Annotated in this window: 16 protein-coding genes; 14 read left to right on the plus strand and 2 right to left on the minus strand. The window is 59.3% G+C overall.

Features of this window, described 5'->3' with window-relative positions; genetic code table 11:
* Positions 1 to 3: 3 nt before the first annotated feature.
* Positions 4 to 2,649 carry a pyruvate dehydrogenase (acetyl-transferring), homodimeric type gene (gene aceE / locus ACA069_RS02445; protein WP_497616173.1) on the minus strand — a complete coding sequence of 882 codons (2,646 nt, stop codon included), beginning with the start codon at positions 2,647 to 2,649 and terminating at the stop codon, positions 4 to 6.
* 384 nt (positions 2,650 to 3,033) lie between these two features.
* On the opposite strand from aceE, the gene glnE reads away from it, so the two are divergent.
* From glnE to ACA069_RS02505, 12 genes are all read left to right on the plus strand, one after another.
* The gene (gene glnE / locus ACA069_RS02450) at positions 3,034 to 5,973 is read left to right on the plus strand and encodes a bifunctional [glutamate--ammonia ligase]-adenylyl-L-tyrosine phosphorylase/[glutamate--ammonia-ligase] adenylyltransferase (RefSeq protein WP_497616175.1); all 2,940 of its coding nucleotides are present in this window, start codon (positions 3,034 to 3,036) and stop codon (positions 5,971 to 5,973) included.
* 171 nt (positions 5,974 to 6,144) lie between these two features.
* Complete coding sequence (gene waaF / locus ACA069_RS02455) at positions 6,145 to 7,179, plus strand: lipopolysaccharide heptosyltransferase II (protein WP_401271130.1); 1,035 nt, start codon at positions 6,145 to 6,147, stop codon at positions 7,177 to 7,179.
* Position 7,180: 1 nt separating this feature from the next.
* Entirely contained in the window at positions 7,181 to 8,242 is a 1,062-nt protein-coding gene (gene waaC, locus ACA069_RS02460; protein WP_187677936.1) for a lipopolysaccharide heptosyltransferase I, read from the plus strand.
* The gene (locus tag ACA069_RS02465; protein WP_497616176.1) at positions 8,242 to 9,363 is read left to right on the plus strand and encodes a glycosyltransferase family 4 protein; all 1,122 of its coding nucleotides are present in this window, start codon (positions 8,242 to 8,244) and stop codon (positions 9,361 to 9,363) included. The genes waaC and ACA069_RS02465 overlap by 1 nt, the downstream gene beginning before the upstream one ends.
* A complete protein-coding gene (gene rfaP / locus ACA069_RS02470; RefSeq protein ID WP_497616179.1) occupies positions 9,364 to 10,170 on the plus strand; it encodes a lipopolysaccharide core heptose(I) kinase RfaP in 807 nt (268 codons plus the stop codon).
* A complete protein-coding gene (locus ACA069_RS02475) occupies positions 10,170 to 10,904 on the plus strand; it encodes a lipopolysaccharide kinase InaA family protein (RefSeq protein ID WP_497616180.1) in 735 nt (244 codons plus the stop codon). Before rfaP ends, ACA069_RS02475 begins: the two co-directional genes overlap by 1 nt.
* Positions 10,901 to 11,653 (plus strand): lipopolysaccharide kinase InaA family protein, encoded by a 753-nt coding sequence (locus ACA069_RS02480; RefSeq protein WP_497616182.1) that lies wholly within the window; start codon positions 10,901 to 10,903, stop codon positions 11,651 to 11,653. The genes ACA069_RS02475 and ACA069_RS02480 overlap by 4 nt, the downstream gene beginning before the upstream one ends.
* Positions 11,653 to 13,104: a lipopolysaccharide kinase InaA family protein gene (locus tag ACA069_RS02485; RefSeq protein ID WP_497616184.1), complete on the plus strand. Its 1,452-nt coding sequence runs from the start codon at positions 11,653 to 11,655 to the stop codon at positions 13,102 to 13,104. The genes ACA069_RS02480 and ACA069_RS02485 overlap by 1 nt, the downstream gene beginning before the upstream one ends.
* A gap of 143 nt (positions 13,105 to 13,247) precedes the next feature.
* Positions 13,248 to 13,583, plus strand: coding sequence for a YceK/YidQ family lipoprotein (locus ACA069_RS02490; protein WP_497616186.1), 336 nt, complete (start codon positions 13,248 to 13,250; stop codon positions 13,581 to 13,583).
* A gap of 172 nt (positions 13,584 to 13,755) precedes the next feature.
* Positions 13,756 to 15,510 (plus strand): carbamoyltransferase family protein, encoded by a 1,755-nt coding sequence (locus tag ACA069_RS02495; RefSeq protein ID WP_187677929.1) that lies wholly within the window; start codon positions 13,756 to 13,758, stop codon positions 15,508 to 15,510.
* Positions 15,503 to 16,411, plus strand: coding sequence for a glycosyltransferase family 2 protein (locus ACA069_RS02500; protein ID WP_497616188.1), 909 nt, complete (start codon positions 15,503 to 15,505; stop codon positions 16,409 to 16,411). Before ACA069_RS02495 ends, ACA069_RS02500 begins: the two co-directional genes overlap by 8 nt.
* Before the next feature lie 54 nt (positions 16,412 to 16,465).
* Complete coding sequence (locus ACA069_RS02505; protein WP_497616190.1) at positions 16,466 to 17,926, plus strand: hypothetical protein; 1,461 nt, start codon at positions 16,466 to 16,468, stop codon at positions 17,924 to 17,926.
* A 3-nt stretch (positions 17,927 to 17,929) separates the two neighbouring features.
* On the opposite strand, the gene ACA069_RS02510 is transcribed toward ACA069_RS02505, so the two are convergent.
* The gene (locus tag ACA069_RS02510) at positions 17,930 to 18,583 is read right to left on the minus strand and encodes a BUD32 family EKC/KEOPS complex subunit (RefSeq protein WP_489880380.1); all 654 of its coding nucleotides are present in this window, start codon (positions 18,581 to 18,583) and stop codon (positions 17,930 to 17,932) included.
* A gap of 125 nt (positions 18,584 to 18,708) precedes the next feature.
* Between ACA069_RS02510 and msbA the strand changes: the two genes are divergently transcribed.
* Positions 18,709 to 20,529, plus strand: a complete 1,821-nt coding sequence (msbA, locus tag ACA069_RS02515) for a lipid A export permease/ATP-binding protein MsbA (RefSeq protein ID WP_489880379.1) — start codon at positions 18,709 to 18,711, stop codon at positions 20,527 to 20,529.
* A complete protein-coding gene (locus tag ACA069_RS02520) occupies positions 20,523 to 21,419 on the plus strand; it encodes a GNAT family N-acetyltransferase (RefSeq protein ID WP_489880378.1) in 897 nt (298 codons plus the stop codon). The genes msbA and ACA069_RS02520 overlap by 7 nt, the downstream gene beginning before the upstream one ends.
* Positions 21,420 to 21,422: the final 3 nt, after the last annotated feature.

Here is a 21,422-nt window from a genome sequence, read left to right on the forward strand (position 1 = left end):
TCCTCAGCAGTCCAGTGGGTTGCGTTTTTCCGGGTCGATGCCGAACTTGGTGATGGCTTCAGCCACGACCTTAGGTTCGATATCACCACGGTCAGCCAGTGCTTCCAGGGCTGCCAACACCACGAAATGACGGTCGACTTCGAAGAAATGACGCAGTTTCTTGCGGCTGTCGCTACGGCCGAAACCGTCGGTACCCAGGACTTTGAATTCCTTGGACGGTACCCACTGGCGGATCTGCTCAGCGAACAGCTTCATGTAGTCGGTGGACGCGATGACCGGACCTTTACGGCCGCTCAGGCATTCTTCGACGTAGCTCTGCTTAGGCTTCTGGCCTGGTTTCAGACGGTTGCTGCGCTCTACGGCCAGGCCGTCGCGACGCAGTTCGTTGAAGCTGGTGACGCTCCACACGTCGGCGCCAACGTTGAACTCTTCACGCAGGATCTTCGCCGCTTCACGCACTTCGCGCAGGATGGTGCCGGAGCCCATCAGCTGTACGTGGTGTGCCGCATCGCGGGTGTCTTCTTCGAGCAGGTACATGCCTTTCTTGATGCCTTCTTCGGCACCGGCCGGCATGGCTGGCTGCTGGTACGACTCGTTCATCACGGTGATGTAGTAGAAGATGTCCTGTTGCTCTTCGGTCATCTTCTTCATGCCGTCCTGAATGATCACCGCCAGCTCGTAGCCGTAGGTTGGATCGTAGGTGCGGCAGTTCGGGATGGTGGCAGCCAGCAGGTGGCTGTGACCGTCTTCGTGCTGCAGGCCTTCACCGTTCAGGGTGGTACGGCCGGCGGTGCCGCCGATCAGGAAACCACGGGTGCGGCTGTCGCCAGCGGCCCATGCCAGGTCGCCAATACGCTGGAAACCGAACATCGAGTAGAAGATGTAGAACGGCAGCATCGGCTGGTTGTGGCTGGAATACGCAGTACCGGCAGCGATGAAGGAACTCATGGCGCCCGCTTCGTTGATGCCTTCTTCAAGGATCTGACCTTTCTGGTCTTCCTTGTAGAACATCACCTGGTCTTTATCGACTGGCTCGTAGAGTTGGCCGACGGACGAGTAGATGCCCAACTGACGGAACATGCCTTCCATACCGAAGGTACGGGCTTCGTCCGGGATGATCGGAACGATGCGCGGGCCGATTTCCTTGTCCTTGACCAGTTGCGCGAGGATCCGCACGAAGGCCATGGTGGTGGAAATTTCACGGTCGCCCGAACCATCGAGGATGGCTTTGAGGGTGTCCAGATCCGGCGTCGGCACGCTGAAGCTCTGCGCGCGGCGCTGAGGTACGAAACCGCCCAGTGCAGTGCGGCGCTCGCTCAGGTAGCGGGCTTCGGCGCTGTTTGGCTCTGGCTTGAAGAACGGCAGGTTCTCCAGCTCTTCGTCTTTTACCGGAATGTCGAAGCGGTCGCGGAACAACTTCAGGCTGTCGACATCGACTTTCTTGGTGTTGTGCGCGGTGTTCTTCGCTTCGCCGGCACCGGTGCCATAACCCTTGATGGTCTTGGCGAGGATGACGGTTGGTTGTTCTTTGTGGTTGACCGCTTCGTGGTACGCCGCATAGACCTTGTACGGGTCGTGGCCGCCACGGTTGAGTTTCCAGATCTCGTCGTCGGACAGGTCTGCAACCATTGCCTTGAGTTCAGGCGTGTTGAAGAAGTGCTCGCGAACGAACGCGCCGTCTTTGGCTTTGTAGTTCTGGTACTCGCCGTCGATGACTTCGTCCATGCGGCGTTGCAGGATGCCGTCGACGTCTTTGGCCAGCAGTGGGTCCCAGAAACGGCCCCAGATGACTTTGGTCACGTTCCACTGAGCGCCGCGGAACACGCCTTCGAGTTCCTGGATGATCTTGCCGTTACCGCGAACCGGGCCGTCGAGGCGCTGCAGGTTGCAGTTGATGACGAAGATCAGGTTGTCCAGCTTCTCGCGGCCGGCCAGGGAGATTGCGCCCAGGGATTCCGGCTCGTCGCACTCGCCGTCGCCAAGGAAGCACCAGACTTTCTGTTTGCCCGGCTGGATGAAGCCGCGGTGTTCCAGGTACTTCATGAAGCGTGCCTGGTAGATCGCCTGGATCGGGCCCAGACCCATGGATACGGTCGGGAACTGCCAGAAGTCGGGCATCAGCCAAGGGTGCGGGTAGGACGACAGGCCCTGACCGTCGACTTCCTGGCGGAAGTTGTTCATCTGGTCTTCGGTGATGCGGCCTTCCATGAACGCACGGGCGTAAACGCCTGGCGAGGTGTGGCCCTGGAAGTAGATCAGGTCGCCGCCGTGTTCGTCGGTCGGGGCCTGGAAGAAGTAGTTGAAGCCGATGTCATACAGGGTCGCACTGGAAGCGAAGCTGGAGATGTGACCACCCAGGTCAGAATCTTTCAGGTTCGTACGCATTACCATGGCCATCGCGTTCCAGCGTACCAACGAGCGAATGCGGCGTTCCATGAACAGGTCGCCAGGCATGCGTGCTTCGTGGGTAACAGGGATGGTGTTGCGGTAAGGCGTGGTGATGGCGTAAGGGAGTTGCGAGCCGCTGCGGGTCGCGAGTTCACCCATACGGGTCATCAGATAGTGAGCACGGTCTTCGCCTTCTTTGTCGAGAACCGATTCCAGGGCGTCCAGCCATTCCTGGGTTTCGACGGGATCGAGGTCTTGCATGGCTTGCTCCAGGGCGGAAAGGCTTCCAGAATCGGTTGCCTGAGTTTGCGACTGGCCTTGTGGGCAGACGATTTAAAATTCTTGGATTGCCGACAGGTTGTTCCGGCGGCGTGTAGTTTTACTACAAATCTTCCGGCATTTCAGCCTTTCGAATGTATAGACGAGTAGTAAAACTACAGATGAAAGGCTTGTGGCCTCTGACTGCGTTGTGAGAATAATCGTTAAGGTTGGTCGATTGCCATCTGAAAAAGGTGAAAGTTTGATGCTGGGTGCCAAAGAAGAAGAAATTTCAGCTATTTATAACTTTTGTTCGACAGTCCATCGGGTAGCGGGTTTTCATCATTCACTACAAGCGGCCGTTTACACGCCGATCAAGGATAGACCATGACCCTGCCCGTGCTTGCCGAACTGCCTGCCATTCTCCTGCCGTTGGTCAGCCGATCCGAGCAGTCGTTCCGTACGGCCGTCGCCTCGCTTGATGACGATCACGGCTTCGCGACCTGGACACCTGAGCGCTGGGCGCAATTTGCCCGGGTCACCGCCGCCAGCGAGTTTGTCATTGAACAGAGCGTTCGTGACCCTTTGATGTTGCTGTCGCTGGTGCAGTCCGGCGAACTCGACCGCGCCTTTGCCCCCGGTGAACTGTGCGCACAAATTGCCGCCGCCGCGAATGCCGCGCAGACCGAAGATGAACTCGGTCGCGCGTTGCGCCGCCAACGCGCCCGCCATCAGGTGCGAATCATCTGGCGTGACCTGACTCGCCAGGCCGATCTGGTGCAGACCTGTCGCGACCTCTCGGATATGGCTGACGCCAGCATCGACCAGGCCTATCAATGGTTGTACAGCCGCCACTGCCAGCAATTCGGCACGCCGACCGGCCGCCGCAGTGGGTTGCCGCAGCAAATGGTCATCCTCGGCATGGGCAAGCTCGGCGCGGTCGAGCTGAACCTGTCCTCGGACATCGACCTGATATTCGCTTACCCCGAAGGCGGCGAAACCGTTGGAGTGAAACGCGCGCTGGATAATCAGGAATTCTTCATCCGCCTCGGCCAGCGCCTGATCAAGGCGCTGGACCCGATGACCGTCGACGGTTTTGTCTTTCGCGTCGACATGCGCCTGCGTCCATACGGTTCTTCCGGCGCGCTGGTGCTGAGCTTCAATGCACTGGAGCAGTATTACCAGGATCAGGGCCGTGACTGGGAACGCTACGCGATGATCAAGGCGCGGGTGGTGGCTGGCGATCAAGTGGCTGGCGCGCAGTTGCTCGACATGCTGCGGCCGTTCGTTTACCGGCGTTATCTGGATTTCTCGGCGATCGAAGCGCTGCGCACCATGAAGCAGTTGATCCAGCAGGAAGTGCGGCGCAAAGGCATGGCCGACAACATCAAGCTGGGTTCGGGCGGTATCCGCGAAGTCGAGTTCATCGCCCAGGCGTTTCAGTTGATTCACGGCGGGCGCGACCTGAGCCTGCAACAGCGTCCTCTATTAAAGGTGTTGAGCACGCTGGAAGGGCAAGGTTATCTGCCGCCAGCGGTGATCAGCGAGTTGCGCGAAGGCTACGAGTTTCTGCGTTACACCGAGCACGCGATTCAAGCGATTGCCGACCGCCAGACCCAGATGCTGCCGGACGGCGCGCAGGATCAGGCGCGCATTGCCTTCATGCTCGGTTTCGCCGACTGGGACGCCTTCCACGAAAAACTGATGTTCTGGCGCGGCCGCGTAGCGTGGCACTTCGCACAAGTGATCGCCGATCCCGATGAGGAAGAAGGCGCCGAAAGCGAAGTGGTTGTGGGCGGTGAATGGCTGCCGCTGTGGGAAGAGGCGCAGGATGAAGAAGCCGCTTGCCGTCAGTTGGAAGAGGGCGGTTTTGCCGATGCGACCAAAGCTTTAAAGGCACTGGCCGGTCTGCGCGGCAGTCCGCAACTGCGTGCGATGCAGCGTTTGGGGCGCGAGCGTCTCGATGCCTTTATTCCGCGTCTGATCGCCCAGGCTGTGGAGCATGACAACCCGGATCTGGTCCTTGAGCGAGTGCTGCCGCTGGTTGAAGCGGTCGCCCGGCGTTCGGCTTATTTAGTCTTGCTGACGGAGAATCCCGGTGCATTACGGCGTTTGCTGACGTTGTGTGCGGCGAGCCCTTGGATTGCCGAGCAGATCACTCGTTTCCCGCTGCTGCTCGATGAGTTGCTCAACGAGGGCCGACTGTTCAAGCCGCCATTGGCGCCAGAACTGGCCGCCGAATTGCGCGAACGCCTTACGCGGATTCCTGAAGACGACCTCGAACAACAGATGGAAGCCCTGCGCCATTTCAAACTGGCGCATCGCTTGCGCGTCGCCGCCTCGGAAATCGCCGGTAGCCTGCCGCTGATGAAGGTCAGTGATTACCTGACGTGGCTGGCCGAGGCTATCCTCGAGCAAGTGTTGGCCCTGGCCTGGCGCCAGACCGTGGCCAAGTACGGCACGCCGCTGCGCACTGACGGCAGCTTGTGCGATCCCGGCTTCATCATTGTCGGTTACGGCAAGGTCGGTGGTATCGAGTTGGGGCACGGTTCGGATCTGGATCTGGTGTTCATCCACGACGGTGATCCGCAGGCGGAAACCGATGGGCCTAAGCCGATTGATGGTGCGCAGTTCTTCACGCGTCTCGGGCAGCGGATCATTCACTTGCTGACGGCGCAGACCAACTCTGGCCAGCTCTATGAAGTGGATATGCGTCTGCGCCCGTCCGGCGCATCCGGGCTGTTGGTGAGTTCGCTGGGGGCTTTTGAGCGCTATCAGGAAAACGAAGCCTGGACCTGGGAACATCAGGCTCTGGTGCGCGCGCGGGTGCTGGTCGGCAGCCAGGATGTCGGGCAGGCATTCGAGAAAGTCCGCGCGCAAGTGCTGGGCAAGGCGCGGGATCTGCCCAAGTTGCAACAGGAAGTCAGCGAGATGCGCGCGAAGATGCGCGACAACCTGGGCAGCAAGAGCACCGCGGCCGGTACGGCGGCGAATGCCTTCGAGGCCTCGGCGCCGTTCGACCTCAAGCAGGACGCCGGAGGTATCGTCGATATTGAATTTATGGTGCAATACGCGGCTCTGGCGTGGTCGCACAGCCACCCGCCACTGCTGCGCTGGACCGATAACATCCGCATTCTGGAAGAGCTGGAGCACGAAGGGCTGATGCCTGCCGAAGATGCCAGTCTGTTGCGCGAGGCCTATAAAGCCTACCGCTCCGCCGCCCACCGGCAGGCCTTGCAGAAGGATGCCGGGGTGATAACAGGTGACCAGTTTGTCGACGAACGTCGGCAGGTATTGCGGATCTGGCGTGAGTTGGGGCTAAGCTGAACACGGTTCGAGCAGCACCCGATACCCTGTGGGAGCGAGCCTGCTCGCGATAGCGGAGTGACAGTCGACAGTTATGTTGAAGGTAATGACCCATCGCAAGCTGCATGGCTCCCACAATGATTCTCGAGGCGGGGAGGCGTAAAGCCTCCCCGGTTCGTTTATGGAAACCACATGAATATTCTGATCGTTGGGCCCAGTTGGGTCGGTGACATGGTGATGGCGCAGACACTGTTTCAGTGCCTCAAGCAGCGCCACCCGCAGTGCGAAATCGACGTGCTGGCTCCCGAGTGGAGCCGGCCGATCCTTGAGCGCATGCCTGAAGTGCGCAAGGCCTTGAGCTTTCCGCTCGGTCACGGCGCGCTGGAGTTGGCGACGCGTCGGCGCATCGGCAAATCTCTGGCCGGCCAGTACGATCAGGCTATCCTGTTGCCCAACTCGCTAAAGTCGGCGCTGGTACCTTTTTTCGCCGGTATCAAGAAGCGCACCGGCTGGCGCGGCGAGTTCCGCTACGGCCTGCTCAATGACGTGCGTACGCTCGATAAAGAACGCTATCCGCTGATGATCGAGCGCTTCATGGCGTTGGCCTATGAGCCGAATGCCGAGTTGCCGAAACCGTATCCGCGTCCAAGCCTGCAAATCGACCCGGTGACCCGCGAAGCGGCACTGGCCAAATTTGGCCTGACCCTCGACCGCCCGGTTTTGGCCCTGTGCCCTGGCGCCGAGTTCGGCGAATCCAAGCGCTGGCCGTCCGAGCATTACGCCAAAGTCGCCGAAGCGCGGATTCGCGAAGGCTGGCAGGTGTGGCTGTTCGGTTCGAAAAATGATCATGCGGTGGGTGAAGACATCCGCGCACGATTGATCCCGGGCCTGCGAGAAGAATCGGTGAACCTCAGCGGCGACACTTCTTTGGCCGAGGCGATTGACCTGCTGTCCTGTGCTGATTCGGTGGTGTCCAACGACTCCGGCCTGATGCATGTTGCGGCAGCGCTGAACCGCCCGTTGGTGGCGGTTTACGGTTCGACCTCGCCGGGCTTCACCCCACCGCTGGCCGAGCACGTCGAAATCGTCCGCCTGGGCCTCGATTGCAGTCCGTGCTTCGACCGTACTTGCCGTTTCGGCCATTACAACTGCCTGCGCCAATTGATGCCGGAAGCGGTCAACGATGCCTTGCAGAAATTGCAGGGCTCTGTGGTCGAGGTTCATTAAGTTGCGGGTATTGCTGATCAAGACTTCATCGCTGGGCGACGTGATTCACGCGTTGCCGGCGCTGACCGACGCGGCTCGGGCGATTCCCGGGATCCAGTTCGATTGGGTTGTGGAAGAAGGCTTTGCCGAAATCCCGACCTGGCACCCGGCCGTAGGCAAAGTGATTCCGGTGGCGATTCGCCGCTGGCGCAAAAACCTCTGGCAGACCATCAAGAGTGGCGAGTGGAAGCGCTTCAAGCAAAGCGTTCGCGCGAGCAAATATGACTTGGTGATCGACGCGCAGGGCCTGCTGAAAAGCGCCTGGCTGACCCGTTATGTCAAAGCCCCGGTGGCCGGCCTCGATAAAGGCTCGGCACGCGAGCCGATGGCGTCGCGTTTCTATGACCGCAAATTGGCCGTGGCCCGTGGTCAGCACGCCGTCGAACGCGTGCGTCAGTTGTTCGCGATTGCCTTGGGTTACGACCTCCCCAAAGGTTTGGGCGATTACGGCCTGAACGTCGAGCGTCTGGTCGAACTGCCGCGCAAAAACGCTTTCGTGGTGTTCCTCCACGGCACCACTTGGGACACCAAGCACTGGCCGGAAGCCTACTGGCGCGAGCTGACCGAGCGTGTTGGTTACCTTGGCGTTGGCGTCAAACTGCCATGGGGCAACCCGCTGGAGAAAGCCCGCGCCGAGCGCATCGCCGCCGGTTTCAAACACGCTGAAGTGTTGCCGAAACTGAATCTGGCCGGCGTCGGCAAGGTGCTGGCCGGGGCTCAGGCCTGCGTGGCGGTGGATACCGGTCTCGGTCACCTTGCGGCAGCGCTGGATGTACCGACGATTTCGCTGTTCGGCCCGACCAACCCGGGCCTGACCGGCGCCTACGGCAAACTGCAGATTCACTTGGCCAGCGATTTCCCGTGCGCGCCGTGCCTGCAAAAGAAATGTACCTATCAACCGACCGCGCAGGATGCCCGTCAGTTTGACCTGAAACGCGAGCAGCCTCTGTGCTTCACGCGTCTGAATCCCGAGCGTGTCGCCAGCCGACTGAGCACGTTGTTAATGGCTGAGGAGCTGCGCTGATGCAATTGGCTTTTGTCCTGTACAAATATTTCCCGTTTGGTGGTTTGCAGCGCGACTTCATGCGCATCGCCCTCGAATGCCAGAAGCGCGGCCACCAGATCCGCGTCTACACGCTGATCTGGGAAGGCGACGTGCCGCCGGGTTTCGAAGTGCTGGTGGCGCCGGTCAAGGCGTTTTTCAATCACCGTCGCAACGAAAAACTCAGCGCATGGATGGAAGCGGATCTGGCCAAGCGTCCGGTGGATCGCCTGATCGGTTTCAACAAGATGCCGGGGCTGGACGTCTACTACGCCGCCGACGGCTGCTTTGAAGACAAGGCGCAGAACCTGCGCAACTCGCTGTACCGCCGCTGGGGCCGCTATCGCCACTTCGCCGAGTACGAGCGCGCGGTATTCGCCAAAGACGCGAAAACCGAAGTGCTGATGATTTCCGAAGTGCAGCAGCCGCTGTTCATCAAACATTACGACACCCCGCTGGAGCGCTTCCATCTGCTGCCGCCGGGCATCGCTCAGGATCGTCGCCGCCCTGCGGATGCTGACGAAATTCGCGCCGGCTTCCGCGCCGAATTCAACCTCAAGGACGACGACCTGCTGCTGGTGCAGATCGGCTCCGGGTTCAAGACCAAAGGCGTAGATCGCAGCCTCAAGACGCTGGCCGCATTGCCGGCCGAACTGAAGAAGCGCACCCGGCTGTTTGTAATCGGCCAGGATGACCCCAAATTGTTCCAGATGCAGAGTGCAACTTTGGGCCTGGGCGATAACGTGACGTTCCTCAAGGGGCGCAGCGATATCCCGCGTTTTCTGCTCGGCGCCGATTTGTTGATCCACCCGGCGTACAACGAAAACACCGGTACAGTGCTGCTCGAAGCGCTGGTCGCCGGTCTACCGGTGCTGGTCAGCGCTGTCTGCGGTTACGCCCATTACATTGCCGAGGCGGATGCCGGGCGAGTGCTGGACGAACCGTTCGATCAGGCGCAACTGACGCAGTATCTGACCGAAATGTTGAAAGACGACGCTGCACGCGCGGCCTGGAGCCGCAATGGGCTGGCCTTCGCCGAGACGGCCGACCTCTACAGCATGCCGCAGCACGCGGCCGATGTGATTCTGGCGGAGCACGCTTAAATGAAGTTGATGCTGGCTGAACCGTTCAAGAGCCTCTGGGCCGGACGCGACCCGTTCGCCGAAGTCGAGGGCTTGCAGGGCGAGGTTTATCGCGAGCTGGAAGCCCGCCGGACATTGCGCACGGAAGTCGATGGCAACGGATTTTTCGTCAAGATCCACCGTGGTATCGGCTGGGGCGAAATCTTCAAGAACCTGCTGACCGCCAAGCTGCCGGTGCTCGGCGCGGGTCAGGAGTGGCAGGCAATCCAGCGTTTGCAGGAAGTCGGCGTGCCGACCATGACTGCCGTCGCCTATGGCGAGAAGGGTAGTAACCCGGCGGATCAGCATTCGTTCATCGTCACTGAAGAGCTGGCGCCGACCATCAGCCTCGAAGACTTCAGTATCGACTGGATCAAACAGCCGCCCGAGCCAAAACTCAAGCGTGCGCTGATCGCCGAAGTGGCGCGTATGACCGGCATGATGCATCGCGCCGGCGTCAACCACCGCGACTGCTACATCTGCCATTTCCTGCTGCACACCGACAAACCGGTGATGGCGGAGGATTTCAAGCTGTCGGTGATTGACCTGCACCGTGCCCAGACCCGTGCGAAGATTACCCAACGCTGGCGCAACAAGGATCTGGCGGCGCTGTACTTTTCCGCGCTGGACATCGGCCTGACCCGTCGCGACAAACTGCGTTTCCTCAAAAGCTATTTCCAGCAGCCGCTGCGCCAGATCCTGGTTGAAGAAGCGCCGCTGCTGAACTGGCTGGAAGGCAAGGCCAACAAGCTCTATGCGCGTAAACAGCGATACGGGGATGCGCTCTGATGGCGGGCTGGACTCTTGAGCCGCAATACAGCGATCTCGCCGAAGACTTTGGCAGCCTCGACGCCGTATTTGCCCTGCAAGGCGAGCGCCTGACCCGTGACCCGTTGTCCGAGGTCATTCGCGTGCAACGCAATGGCGTCAACTATTACGTCAAGCGCTACGTCGGTGCCGGAAAAGGCCTGCGCCGTTACCTCGGCAAGCCACGGGTGAAAATGGAATGGCAGAACCTAAAACGCTTCGCCAAGTGGGGCATTCCCACCGCCGAAGTGGTGGCGTGGGGCCTGGAGCGCCGTGGCGCGGCGTATGATCGTGGCGCGATGATCACCCGCGAACTGCCCAACACCGAAGACCTCTCGGCGCTCGCCGAGCGCAAGGACCCGAAGCTCAAGGATCGCGCCTGGGTCGACGGCGTCAGCCGGCAATTGGCCGGCTATACACGGACAATGCACGATCAGCGTTTTACCCATAACGATCTGAAATGGCGCAACCTGTTGATCGATGATCAGGCGCGCATATTTCTCATCGATTGCCCCAATGGCGGGTTCTGGCGCGGGTTCTGGCTCAAGTATCGGATCACCAAGGATCTGGCCTGTCTCGACAAGCTCGCCAAATACCACCTGTCCAATACCCAACGCCTGCGCTTCTATATGCAATACCGCCAGTGCGATCGGCTGAATGTTGCCGACAAGAAACGGATTCGGCACGTGGTGAGATTTTTCGAGGGACGTGAATGACTGATTTTCTGGCCGAAGAAGACCGGGCGCTGCTTGAGCGCCACGGTCTAGGCACTTTTGACGCCCTGTGGGCCAAGCAGCTAGAAGCGGTGGACGAGCCTAATACCGCTCGTGGCGGCTGGAGCAGCGTGTTTCGTCTGGATCTGGAAGGTCAGGGTTACTACCTCAAGCGCCAGAGCAATTACCTGACCCGTACCTTGCATGCGCCTTTCGGCGAGCCAAGCTTTGCTCGTGAATTTCGCAACATCAGCCGTTATCGCAAGCTCGGCATTCCGGCGCTGCAAGCGGCATTTTTCGGTGAGCGCAAAGTCGATGGCGAAGTTCGCGCAATCCTTCTGACGCGCGCGCTGGACGGCTGGAGCGACCTTGAGTCGCTGCTGGCGGGCTGGTCGCAGCTGAGCGCCGTGCAGCAATCGGCGATCCTCAAGGCCTGCGGGTTGCTGGCTCGGCATCTGCACGGCGTACGCCAGGTGCATGGCTGCTTCTATCCCAAACACATTTTTCTGCGGGCCAACGGCGACGGGTATCAGGCGCAACTGATCGACCTGGAAAAAACCCGACCGTTATTGTTCGGCATGCGTGACCGGATCAAGGATCTGGAGCCGCTGCAGCGTCGTGCGCCGGAGTGGCGCGAGGCGCAATTGCGTGAATTGCTCGCGGCTTATCTCGATCAGTCGACCGACAGTTCGCTGCTCGACAACTGGCTTGCCCGGCTGACGGCGCGACGTAGTCACAAGGAGACTCGCTGATGCAATTGTCCGCGCTGGCCGCTGTCGGGCGAGCCCCAGAACTGCCGCTGACGGTGACACTTTCCGATGCGGCCGGCGCTGCGGATCTGCAGTTGTTGAGTCTGCTGCGGGTGTTGCCGGGGCAGCGTTACGTTGGTGCCGGCGTCTGGCGCGGCCGGCCGGTGCTGGCCAAGTTGCTGGTCGGCAGCAAGGCTGCCCGGCACTTTCAGCGTGAGCTGGAAGGCGTGCGCTTGCTGGCAGCTCAAGGTCTGACGACTCCGCTGCTGCTGGCCGATGGTCTGGTGAACGGTGAGGGTGGCTGGCTGCTGTTCGATTTCCTTGAGGGTGCCGAAAGCCTTGGTGAGGCCTGGAGCAAAGTCGAGGCGCTGCCGGTGCTGGCGGATGAGCAATCCGCCGTGTTGGCCGAGGCGCTCGGCGCCATCGGTGAGTTGCACGGCAAGGGGCTTTGGCAGGAAGACCTGCATCTGGACAACCTGCTGCGACATGGCGGTCAGTTGTACTTGATCGACGGTGCCGGCATCTGTGTGGAAACCGCCGGTCAACCGCTGTCACGGCAGAAGGTTCTGGAAAACCTCGGTGTGTTTTTTGCTCAGTTGCCCAAGGCGCTCGAGCAGTACACCGAAGAGTTGCTGGTTTATTACCTGCTGAGCAACAGCGAGCACGCGTTGCCGCTGGAAGCCTTGCAGAAACAGATCGACAAGGTGCGCCGCTGGCGTTTGAAGGATTACCTGATCAAGGTCGGCCGCGAATGCACGCTGTTCAGCGTCCAGCGTGGGGCGTTTGGTTTGCGGGCGATCCGGCGCGAGGAAGAAACGGCCATGGTGCCGGTGCTTGAGCAGGCCGATGCGCTCCTTGATCAGGGCCATCTCTATAAAACCGGCGGGGCCGCGAGCGTCGGCAAGGTCGAAGTGGGCGCACGCACACTGGTGATCAAGCGCTATAACATCAAGGGCTTTGCCCATTGGCTCAAGCGTTTCTGGCGTCCGAGTCGTGCCTGGCACTCATGGCGCGAGGGCAATCGCCTGGCGTTTCTTGGTATTGCCACGCCCAAGCCGCTGGCAGTGCTGGAAAAGCGTTTTTTGTGGTTGCGCAGTCGCGCGTATCTGGTGACCGAGTTCCTGCCGGGGCCAGACATCATCGAGCGCTTCGCGCCTTACGTTGAAAATGGCGAGGCGCCGGAATCGGAATTGCAGGCGCTGGATGTGCTGTTTGCGCAATTGATTGCCGAACGCATCAGTCATGGTGATTTCAAAGGCCATAATCTGTTCTGGCAGGACGATCGCTGGGCTCTGATCGATCTGGATTCGATGTGCCAGCATGGCTCGATGGGCACCTTCGTGGGGGCCTATGCGCGGGATCGCGCGCGGTTCATGCGTAACTGGCCGGAGAGTAGCGCGCTCTATCAGGTGATTGATCAGCGTTTGCCCAAAGATATCTCCAGCGCGACCTGAGAGGTTTGTTGAGCGCAGCCAATCGCGCGCTCGGCAATGGGGGACAAGATCCAGCGACTTGTCCTACAGCCTCATCAGAAGCGATGAACTGTGCCCGCTGCGGCCTCGATGCTAGTTTGCCTGACGACTTCGGAGGGCAACTCTTGACGATCAAAAAGGCTGTGACGCTGGGCGCTTTTTCATGGGTTTTTTCAGGCTGCGGCAGCGCCCTGACGGTATTGCAAGACGATGCCGACGTTGCTCGCGACATGCGCAAGCAAAAAACCTACTGCCAATCCATTTCGCGCATTTACAGCGGCCTGGCCTACGACTTCTGCGTATTGAACGCACCGCCAGATCCAAGCGGCTACCTCGTACCTTTCGTGTTGCTGGATTTGCCGCTATCCGGTGCATTCGACACGGTTGTGCTGCCCTATACGATTTATCGGCAGGTCACTGAGGGCCACCTCAGCATTTATTGGCGCAGGGGCGGTTATTGAGCCAAACGACAAGGTATATCTGAACCATTCGCTCCGGGGCAATTCGCACAGGGTAATTCCCGTCTTGTTTACGCTATAATCCCGCCCTTTAGCTGTCTCTCGCCTCGCGCGAGGGCACATCAATTTTCAAGGCGCATCGCGCCTGCATGCAGACTAAAGAGGCTAGACCCCTGTGGCATTGACGATTCTTGGCCTGTCCGGCGCCCTTAGCCATGACCCTTCAGCAGCCTTGTACATCGACGGCAAGCTGGTGGCGGCGGCTGAAGAAGAGCGCTTCGTACGCGATAAGCATGCAAAGAACCGCATGCCCTACGAATCGGCGAAGTTCTGTCTTGAACAGGCCGGCATCAAGCCGTCCGACGTTGACGTGGTTGCGATCCCGTTCGCCCCGATCAGCCTGTTCGGCAAGGCCCGCTGGCACTATGCCAAGCGGTACTGGTACGCCCCGGACCGTGCCCTCGACGCGATCCTGATGGGTAACCGTCGCTACAAGCGCTATCGCAACAAGATTGTCTGGTGCCTCGAGCAACTGGGCTTTGATCCGAAAAAAATCAAGATCGAGCCCGTCGAGCATCATTTGGCTCACGCTTCCAGCGCATACCACTGCTCCGGTTTCAAAGAGAAAACCGCGATCCTCGGTATCGACGGCAAGGGCGAGTACGCCACGACCTTCTTCGGTTACGGCGAAAACGGCAAGATCCACAAGATCAAGGAATTCTTTGATCCGGACTCCCTCGGCGGCCTGTACGGTGCGATCACCGAATTCCTCGGTTTCGAGATGCTCGACGGCGAGTTCAAGGTCATGGGCATGGCGCCATACGGTGACGCCAGCAAATACGACTTCTCGCGTCTGGCTTCGTTTGAGAACGGCGAACTGGTGATCAATACCGACTACGCCAACGTGATCGGCCTGCGTCGTTACAAAGAGAAGGGCAAGGGTTTCTACTTCTCGCCGAAGCTGATCGAATGGCTTGGCCCGAAACGTGAAGGCGATATCGCTGACGAACCTTACATCCACTACGCCGCGAGCATGCAAGCGCTGTTCGAGAAACTGGCGTTGCAGATGATCGACTACTACCTGGGCGATGTGCTCAAGGAAACCGGCAAACTGGCATTCGCCGGTGGCTGTGCGTTGAACGTCAAGCTCAACCAGAAAATCATCGCCCGTGATGACATCAAGGAATTGTTCGTACAACCGGCTTCCGGCGATGCTGGCACCGCAGTTGGCGCAGCAGCCTATGTGTCCCACGCCCGTGGCGTACCGGTCGAGAAGATGGAGCACGTCTACCTCGGCCCGTCCTACAGCAACGAAGACGTGATCGCCGCGTGCGCCCGTCACGAGAGCAAGCCGGCCTGGCGCAAACTCGACAACATGCCGGAGCAGATCGCCAAAATCATGGTTGAAGGCAATCCTGTTGCCTGGTTCCAGGGTCGCATGGAGTTTGGTCCGCGTGCGTTGGGTGGCCGTTCGATCATTGGCTGCCCAAGCGTGGCTGGCGTGGCTGACCGCATCAACCACCAGATCAAGTTCCGCGAGCGCTGGAGGCCTTTCTGCCCGTCGATGCTCGACACCGTCGCCCCACAGATGATCAAGATTGATCACCCGGCGCCGTTCATGACCTTCACCTTTGAAGTGGCCGAAGAGTGGAAGACCCGCGTGCCGGAAGTCGTCCACGAAGACGGTACGTCCCGTGCCCAGGTGCTCAAGCGCGAGTACAATCCGCGCTACTACGACATGATGAAGGCATTGGAAAATCTGACCGGCAATGGCGTGTCGCTGAACACCTCGCTCAACCGTCGAGGTGAACCGATGATCTGCTCGCCGACCGACGCGCTGAACATGTTTTTCGGCTCGGATCTGGAATACCTGATCATGGAAGATATTCTGGTCGTTAAAGAGGGTGTGAAAGGATACGGTCTTGACTGAGACACTGATCAGCGTTGTGATTCCCGTTTACAACTACGCGAGAACCCTGCCCCGTGCAGTGGAATCGGTGTTGGCGCAACTGGATGAAGCGACGGCAGATCTGTTGATCATCGACGATGGGTCGACGGACGAGACGCCTGAGGTAGTGGAGAGACTTCTGCTCAAGCATGGCGGGCGTTTTCGCGCGCTGCGCAAAAGCAATGGCGGCTTGTCGACAGTGCGCAATCGGGGTCTCGAAGAGACGACCGGGCAGTATCTGGTCTTTCTTGATTCCGACGACGAAATGGCGCCCGGCGCACTGGCTGCGCTTTCAGAACATATCGCCAGCAACCCTGAAAGTCGGATGGTCATTGGCGCGCACTGGTCGGTGTTTGCTGACGGCAGGCGCAGCTTGCAGTCAGCCAAACCCTTGCCTTTGACCCCCCGGCAGCGATTGCAGGGCTACCTGCTGGACAAGACCGTGTCGATTTCCAACGGCGCCTGTGCAATGCATCGTGATGTATTCGTTCCGGGTAATTACCCGGAGCATTTGCGCAACGTCGAGGACCTGCCAGTGTTTGCTCAAGTGCTGGCGCGTTTTCCTTGCAGCGTTCTGGACAAGCCTCTGGCACTTATCTACAAGCATGCCGACAGCATGCGCCATGATTTGCGCCAAAGTCTTGCAGCCGGTACCGAGCAGGTTGTCAGCGAAGTGTTCTCCAAGCGACGGATGCCGGAAGGGATGCACGACCTGCGGCAGGCATTTCTGGCGCAGCGTTGCCTGTCGCTGTTCCGCGATTGTTATTCCCATGGCAAGTACGACTTGGCCAAGTCCTTCTATTTTCAGGCGTTGCGTGCAGACTGGCGTACGGTTTCGCGTTGGTCATACACTCGCAAGGCTTTGCGGCTGCTGTTTCGGTAATGGTTCGCGCAGTGCATGCGCGTACCTGGTAATGGGTGTCGATGAGGTGGCTGGGTGAAAGGTACGGGCAGCAAGTTGGGAGTTAAAGTCTCCAGGATCGTCGACGAATACCCGGTATGGCTGGCATTTTGTGGCAGTTTGCTGCTCTCGCTGATTGCGGTCATGGGCACCGCGACAGTAGGGCGAGATGCCGCGCTGTACATTGATATTGCGCAACAGGTAACTGAACACGGCCCCAATGTAGCCTGGGCAACTTTCGACTGGCCCTGGTTTTCCTTTCTGCTGGCTGGCACGCATATCGTCCTGCGTTTACCGCTGGAACTGAGCGCCTATCTCTGGTGCGGGCTTTTCTTTGCCGGTACCAGTGCGTTGATGGTGGACTGCATACGTCAGCGTTCACCTGACATCACCCGCTGGGCTTGCCTGGTGGTGCTGGCGATGCCGGCAGTCAATGCCTTCCGAAATGACATCATTCGTGAATGCGGTTTCTGGTTTTTCTGTACGCTGACGCTCTGGCTTGCGTTGCGCTGGCAGGCCCGTGGTGGCTGGTTTCGTGCGGCATTCATCCATCTGGCCATAGTCGCGGCCGCCTTGTTCCGGCTGGAAGCCTTGTTGCTGATTCCGGCGTTGGCGCTGTGGCAGTTGCCCAGTCTATGGTCGTCGACTCGACGCCTGCAATTTCTTCAGTTCTCGCTGCTGCCGGTTTTGGGGTTGCTGGTCATCTCGGTATCGGGCGTGCTCCTGTCGGCGCGTGTGATGCTTTATCTGGACATGATTGCCCCCCACGGCGTGCTGTCATCGTTTCAGATGCTATGCGATCAATTTGCCAACTCGCTGATCAACAAGTACTCCCAGGATGAAGCTGGCCGAATCATTTTCTTCGGCATCCTGGCGACAATGACCATCAGTTTCGTGAAATTGATGGGGCCTTTCGCCGTTCCTTTCATTTTGCGTCGCAACTGGGGTGCGCTAAGCATCTACTGGCGCGAATATCGCCCCTTCGCATGGGCGGCGTTGCTGTACCTGGTGGTGCTGGTGCTGTTTTTCATCAAGCAGCAGTTCATGAATACGCGCTACCTGAGTTTTCTGAATCTGCTGTTCGTGCCGGTACTGGCGATGGGGTTGGCGGCGTTTGTGCGCGAGTTCCCGCGTTGGGGCAAGTGGTTGGTTGTTTTGGCGCTTTTGGTGATGCTGTCGAACGTCATTTCCACCGGGGCCGGTAAAACTCACTATGTCGACGCGGGCCGCTGGGTGTCTTCCCACGTTGAACCGGGTGCGCCGATCTGGTTCGAGGATGGGCGGATCAGTTACTACGCCGGTCGCGGCTATGTGCTGCCAGCTTTGACCCAGGAAGAGGCACTGTCGCCAGCGCATGCCGGCGACTATCGGTATTTTGTGATCGAGGCGAAGGGTGACGAGCCTTGGCTGAAGGAGTGGCTGCAAGCGCACAAGCTGCGCATCATCGAGCACTTCGCCAATCGAAAAGGTGCAACGGTCGTAGTCATTGGCCGCTAAGGTTTAACTCAGCAGCGGCCGCAGGCGCGAGATCAATGGCGCCTGCCGGTTGCTCGGCAGGGCTTGGCGGTAACCTTCAATAAAGCTGTTGCCGGCGTCCTGCCCCAGCAGCCATTGCCGGTCTTCCTTGTAACGCAGCAAGTGGGCGAAATTGCGCAGGCGTTTGCTGTCGCTGAGTGCGCGCTTCTGGCAGCGCAGGTCGGCGATATCGATCAGGCCCAGGTGGTTGTCGGGAGTCAGTACGACGTTGCCAAAGTGCAGCGATCGAAAGTACACACCTTTCTCGTGCAATTGCGCAAAGAACCCGCCCAGTTGGAATCTCAGAGAATCATTGCCTTCGCGGGTGCCTTGTAACTGGCGCACCGTTTCGCCCGCGAGCGGGGTGTAATACACGCAGTCACGTTCGATGCTCGGGATGCGATAGACCGCGATGACTTTCGGGCAGAGGATGCCGCGCTCCTCAAGTGCCCGGGTGTTGTCGGCAAAGCGTTGCGCGTATGGATAGAGCAGCGCCGAACTGAGCAGCCGTTTGCGGCGGAACAGCTTGAGCATGCGACCATCGGCCAATCTGAGCACTTTGTCGCCGGAACCGTCGGCTTCCAGTACGTGTGCACCTTCGCGCAGTGCCTCGTAAGTGCTGTGATCAATCGATTGCATGTCCGGCTCCCCATCATTAGCGGCGTATCTTAACCGACTTGGTCAAGGGCTGGCGTGAAGTCATGTTTATCGAGGGAAAAACGCGTGTGATATCATCCCAGCCTCACTGAATTGTGCGGATCACCATGAGCAGTCCTGAACCGAAAGCCCAGTCAACGCTGGCGATCTACTTCCGCCTATTGGCTTACGTGCGGCCTTATGCCGGTCTCTTCCTTCTCAGCATCGTCGGGTTTCTGATCTTCGCATCGACTCAGCCGATGCTCGCTTACATCCTCAAGTACTTTGTCGATGGGCTGGCCAATCCTGAAGCCAGTCTGTTTCCGGGCAACCCCTATCTGGGCAAATTGCAGTTGCTCCAAACCGTGCCGCTGATGATCGTCTTCATTGCTCTGTTGCAGGGCGTCGGGTCGTATCTGGGCAACTTCTTCCTGGCGCGGGTTTCACTGGGCCTGGTGCATGACCTGCGGGTCGTGCTGTTCAACAAATTGCTGGAGTTGCCTAACCGCTTCTTCGACAAGAACAACTCCGGCCATCTGATTTCCCGGATCACCTTTAACGTGACGATGGTCACCGGTGCGGCGACGGATGCGATCAAAGTGGTCATCCGTGAAGGCATGACCGTGATTTTCCTGTTCTGCACCCTGTTGTGGATGAACTGGAAACTCACCCTGGTGATGGTGGCCATCCTGCCGGTGATCGGCATCATGGTGAACAGCACCAGCAAGAAATTCCGCAAGCAAAGCAAAAAGATCCAGGTGTCGATGGGCAACGTTACGCACGTCGCTTCCGAGACGATCCATGGTTATCGCGTCGTGCGCAGCTTCGGCGGTGAAGTCTACGAGAAAAACCGCTTTCGCGACGCCAGCCAGAGCAACACCGACAAGCAACTGACGATGACCAAGACCGGCGCGGTTTACACGCCGATGCTGCAACTGGTGACTTACAGCGCCATGGCCGTGGTCATGTTCCTTGTGCTGTACCTTCGTGGTGACGCATCACCGGGTGATCTGGTGGCTTACATCACCATGGCCGGTCTGTTGCCCAAGCCTATCCGTCAGTTGTCCGAAGTCAGCTCGACCATCCAGAAAGGTGTGGCCGGTGCCGAGAGTATCTTCGAACAGTTGGATGAGCCGGCTGAAGTGGATCAGGGCACGGTCGAGCGCGATCGTCTTGAAGGCCGACTGGAAGTGCGCAATCTCAGCTTCCAGTACCCGGACACCGACAAGCAGGTGCTCAACGACATCAGCTTTGTCGTGGAGCCAGGGCAAATGGTCGCATTGGTTGGCCGTTCGGGCAGCGGCAAGTCCACCCTTGCCGGGCTGATTCCGCGTTTTTACCAGCACGAACAGGGGCAGATTCTGCTCGATGGCGTCCAAGTGCAGGATTTCACCTTGCGCAGTCTTCGTCGTCAGATCGCTCTGGTAACCCAGGCGGTCACGCTGTTCAACGATACGGTGACCAACAACATCGCGTACGGCGATCTGGCGGGCGCGCCCTTCGAAGAGGTCAAGCGTGCCGCTTCCGAGGCCTATGCCGACGAGTTCATCGTCAAGATGCCGCAGGGCTACGAAACCATGGTTGGCGAGAACGGTGTGCTGCTTTCCGGCGGCCAGCGTCAGCGTATCGCCATCGCTCGGGCGCTTCTCAAAGACGCGCCGCTGTTGATACTCGATGAAGCCACTTCAGCCCTCGATACCGAGTCGGAGCGGCATATTCAGGCAGCGTTGGATCATGTGGTGCAGAACCGCACGACCCTGGTGATTGCGCACCGCTTGAGCACCATCGAGAAGGCTGACCTGATTCTGGTCATGGATGAAGGCCGGATCGTTGAACGCGGCACCCACGCACAACTGCTGGAGCAGAACGGCTATTACTCCCGTCTGCACGCCAAAGAGTTTGAAGAGGGTGATGAAATTCAGCCGGCCCACGCGACCAACGTATGCTGACGATGTTTCGCAGCTTTCGTGAACGTGGCTGGACGGAGATCGACCGGGACGCCTACGCCCGGGCATGGCAGCGTTTCGGCGGCAGCTTCGCGACGCATCCCGAGGTGGTCGAGCGTCTGTCGACGTTCGTGGGTATCGAACTGCGCTATCTGGGCTGGATCGTTGGCGGCGATGTTGTCGCCGCCATTCCCTGCTGGGGTCGGCATGTAGCTTTGTCCAAGGAAGTGCTCAAGCGCGAAGGCAAGCGCGGGTTGCTGGACATGGGCAATGCGGAAATCATTCTGCCGATCGCGCCCGATGTCGTCGTGCCGGTTCGCCAGCGCATGGCTTATGTCTCCCAGCTCAATGCCGAGCAGATCAGTACCTTGAAAGTGCAGCCGGAGGGCCTGGCCCTGGCCCGATTGCCGGAAGAGTATTCGAAGAAGTTCCGCTACAACCAGCGTCGCGAGCAGCGCTTGCTTGAAGAGGCGGGTGGTTCGCTGGTGCCGATGTCCGAGTTTTCTGCCCAAGAGCAGGCGCAGGCATACGCTGATCTGTTTCAGCGTCGCTGGGGCTTTGAAGTGCCGGGCAAGGCCGGGCTCGTAGAAGTCTTTACACTGTTGCGCGAATTCATGACGGGTTCCGTCGCCATGCTCGAATCGGCGCCGGTGGCCATTCAGGTGCTGTACCGCGTCGAGGCGCCGCAATGGGTTTCGCTGGAATACATCAATGGTGGTGTCGACCCGCAGAGTCGTGAGTTCAGCCCCGGTAGCGTACTGAGTTTCGTCAACACTCAGCAGGCCTGGGCAGACGCGCAGGCGCTGGGCAAGCCTTTGCGTTATTCATTCGGTCGTGCCGACCGTGAGTACAAGGATCGCTGGTGCCACACGGTGCCGGTCTACAAGGTCTGAATT

The organism is Pseudomonas sp. LBUM1652, from assembly GCF_059716105.1.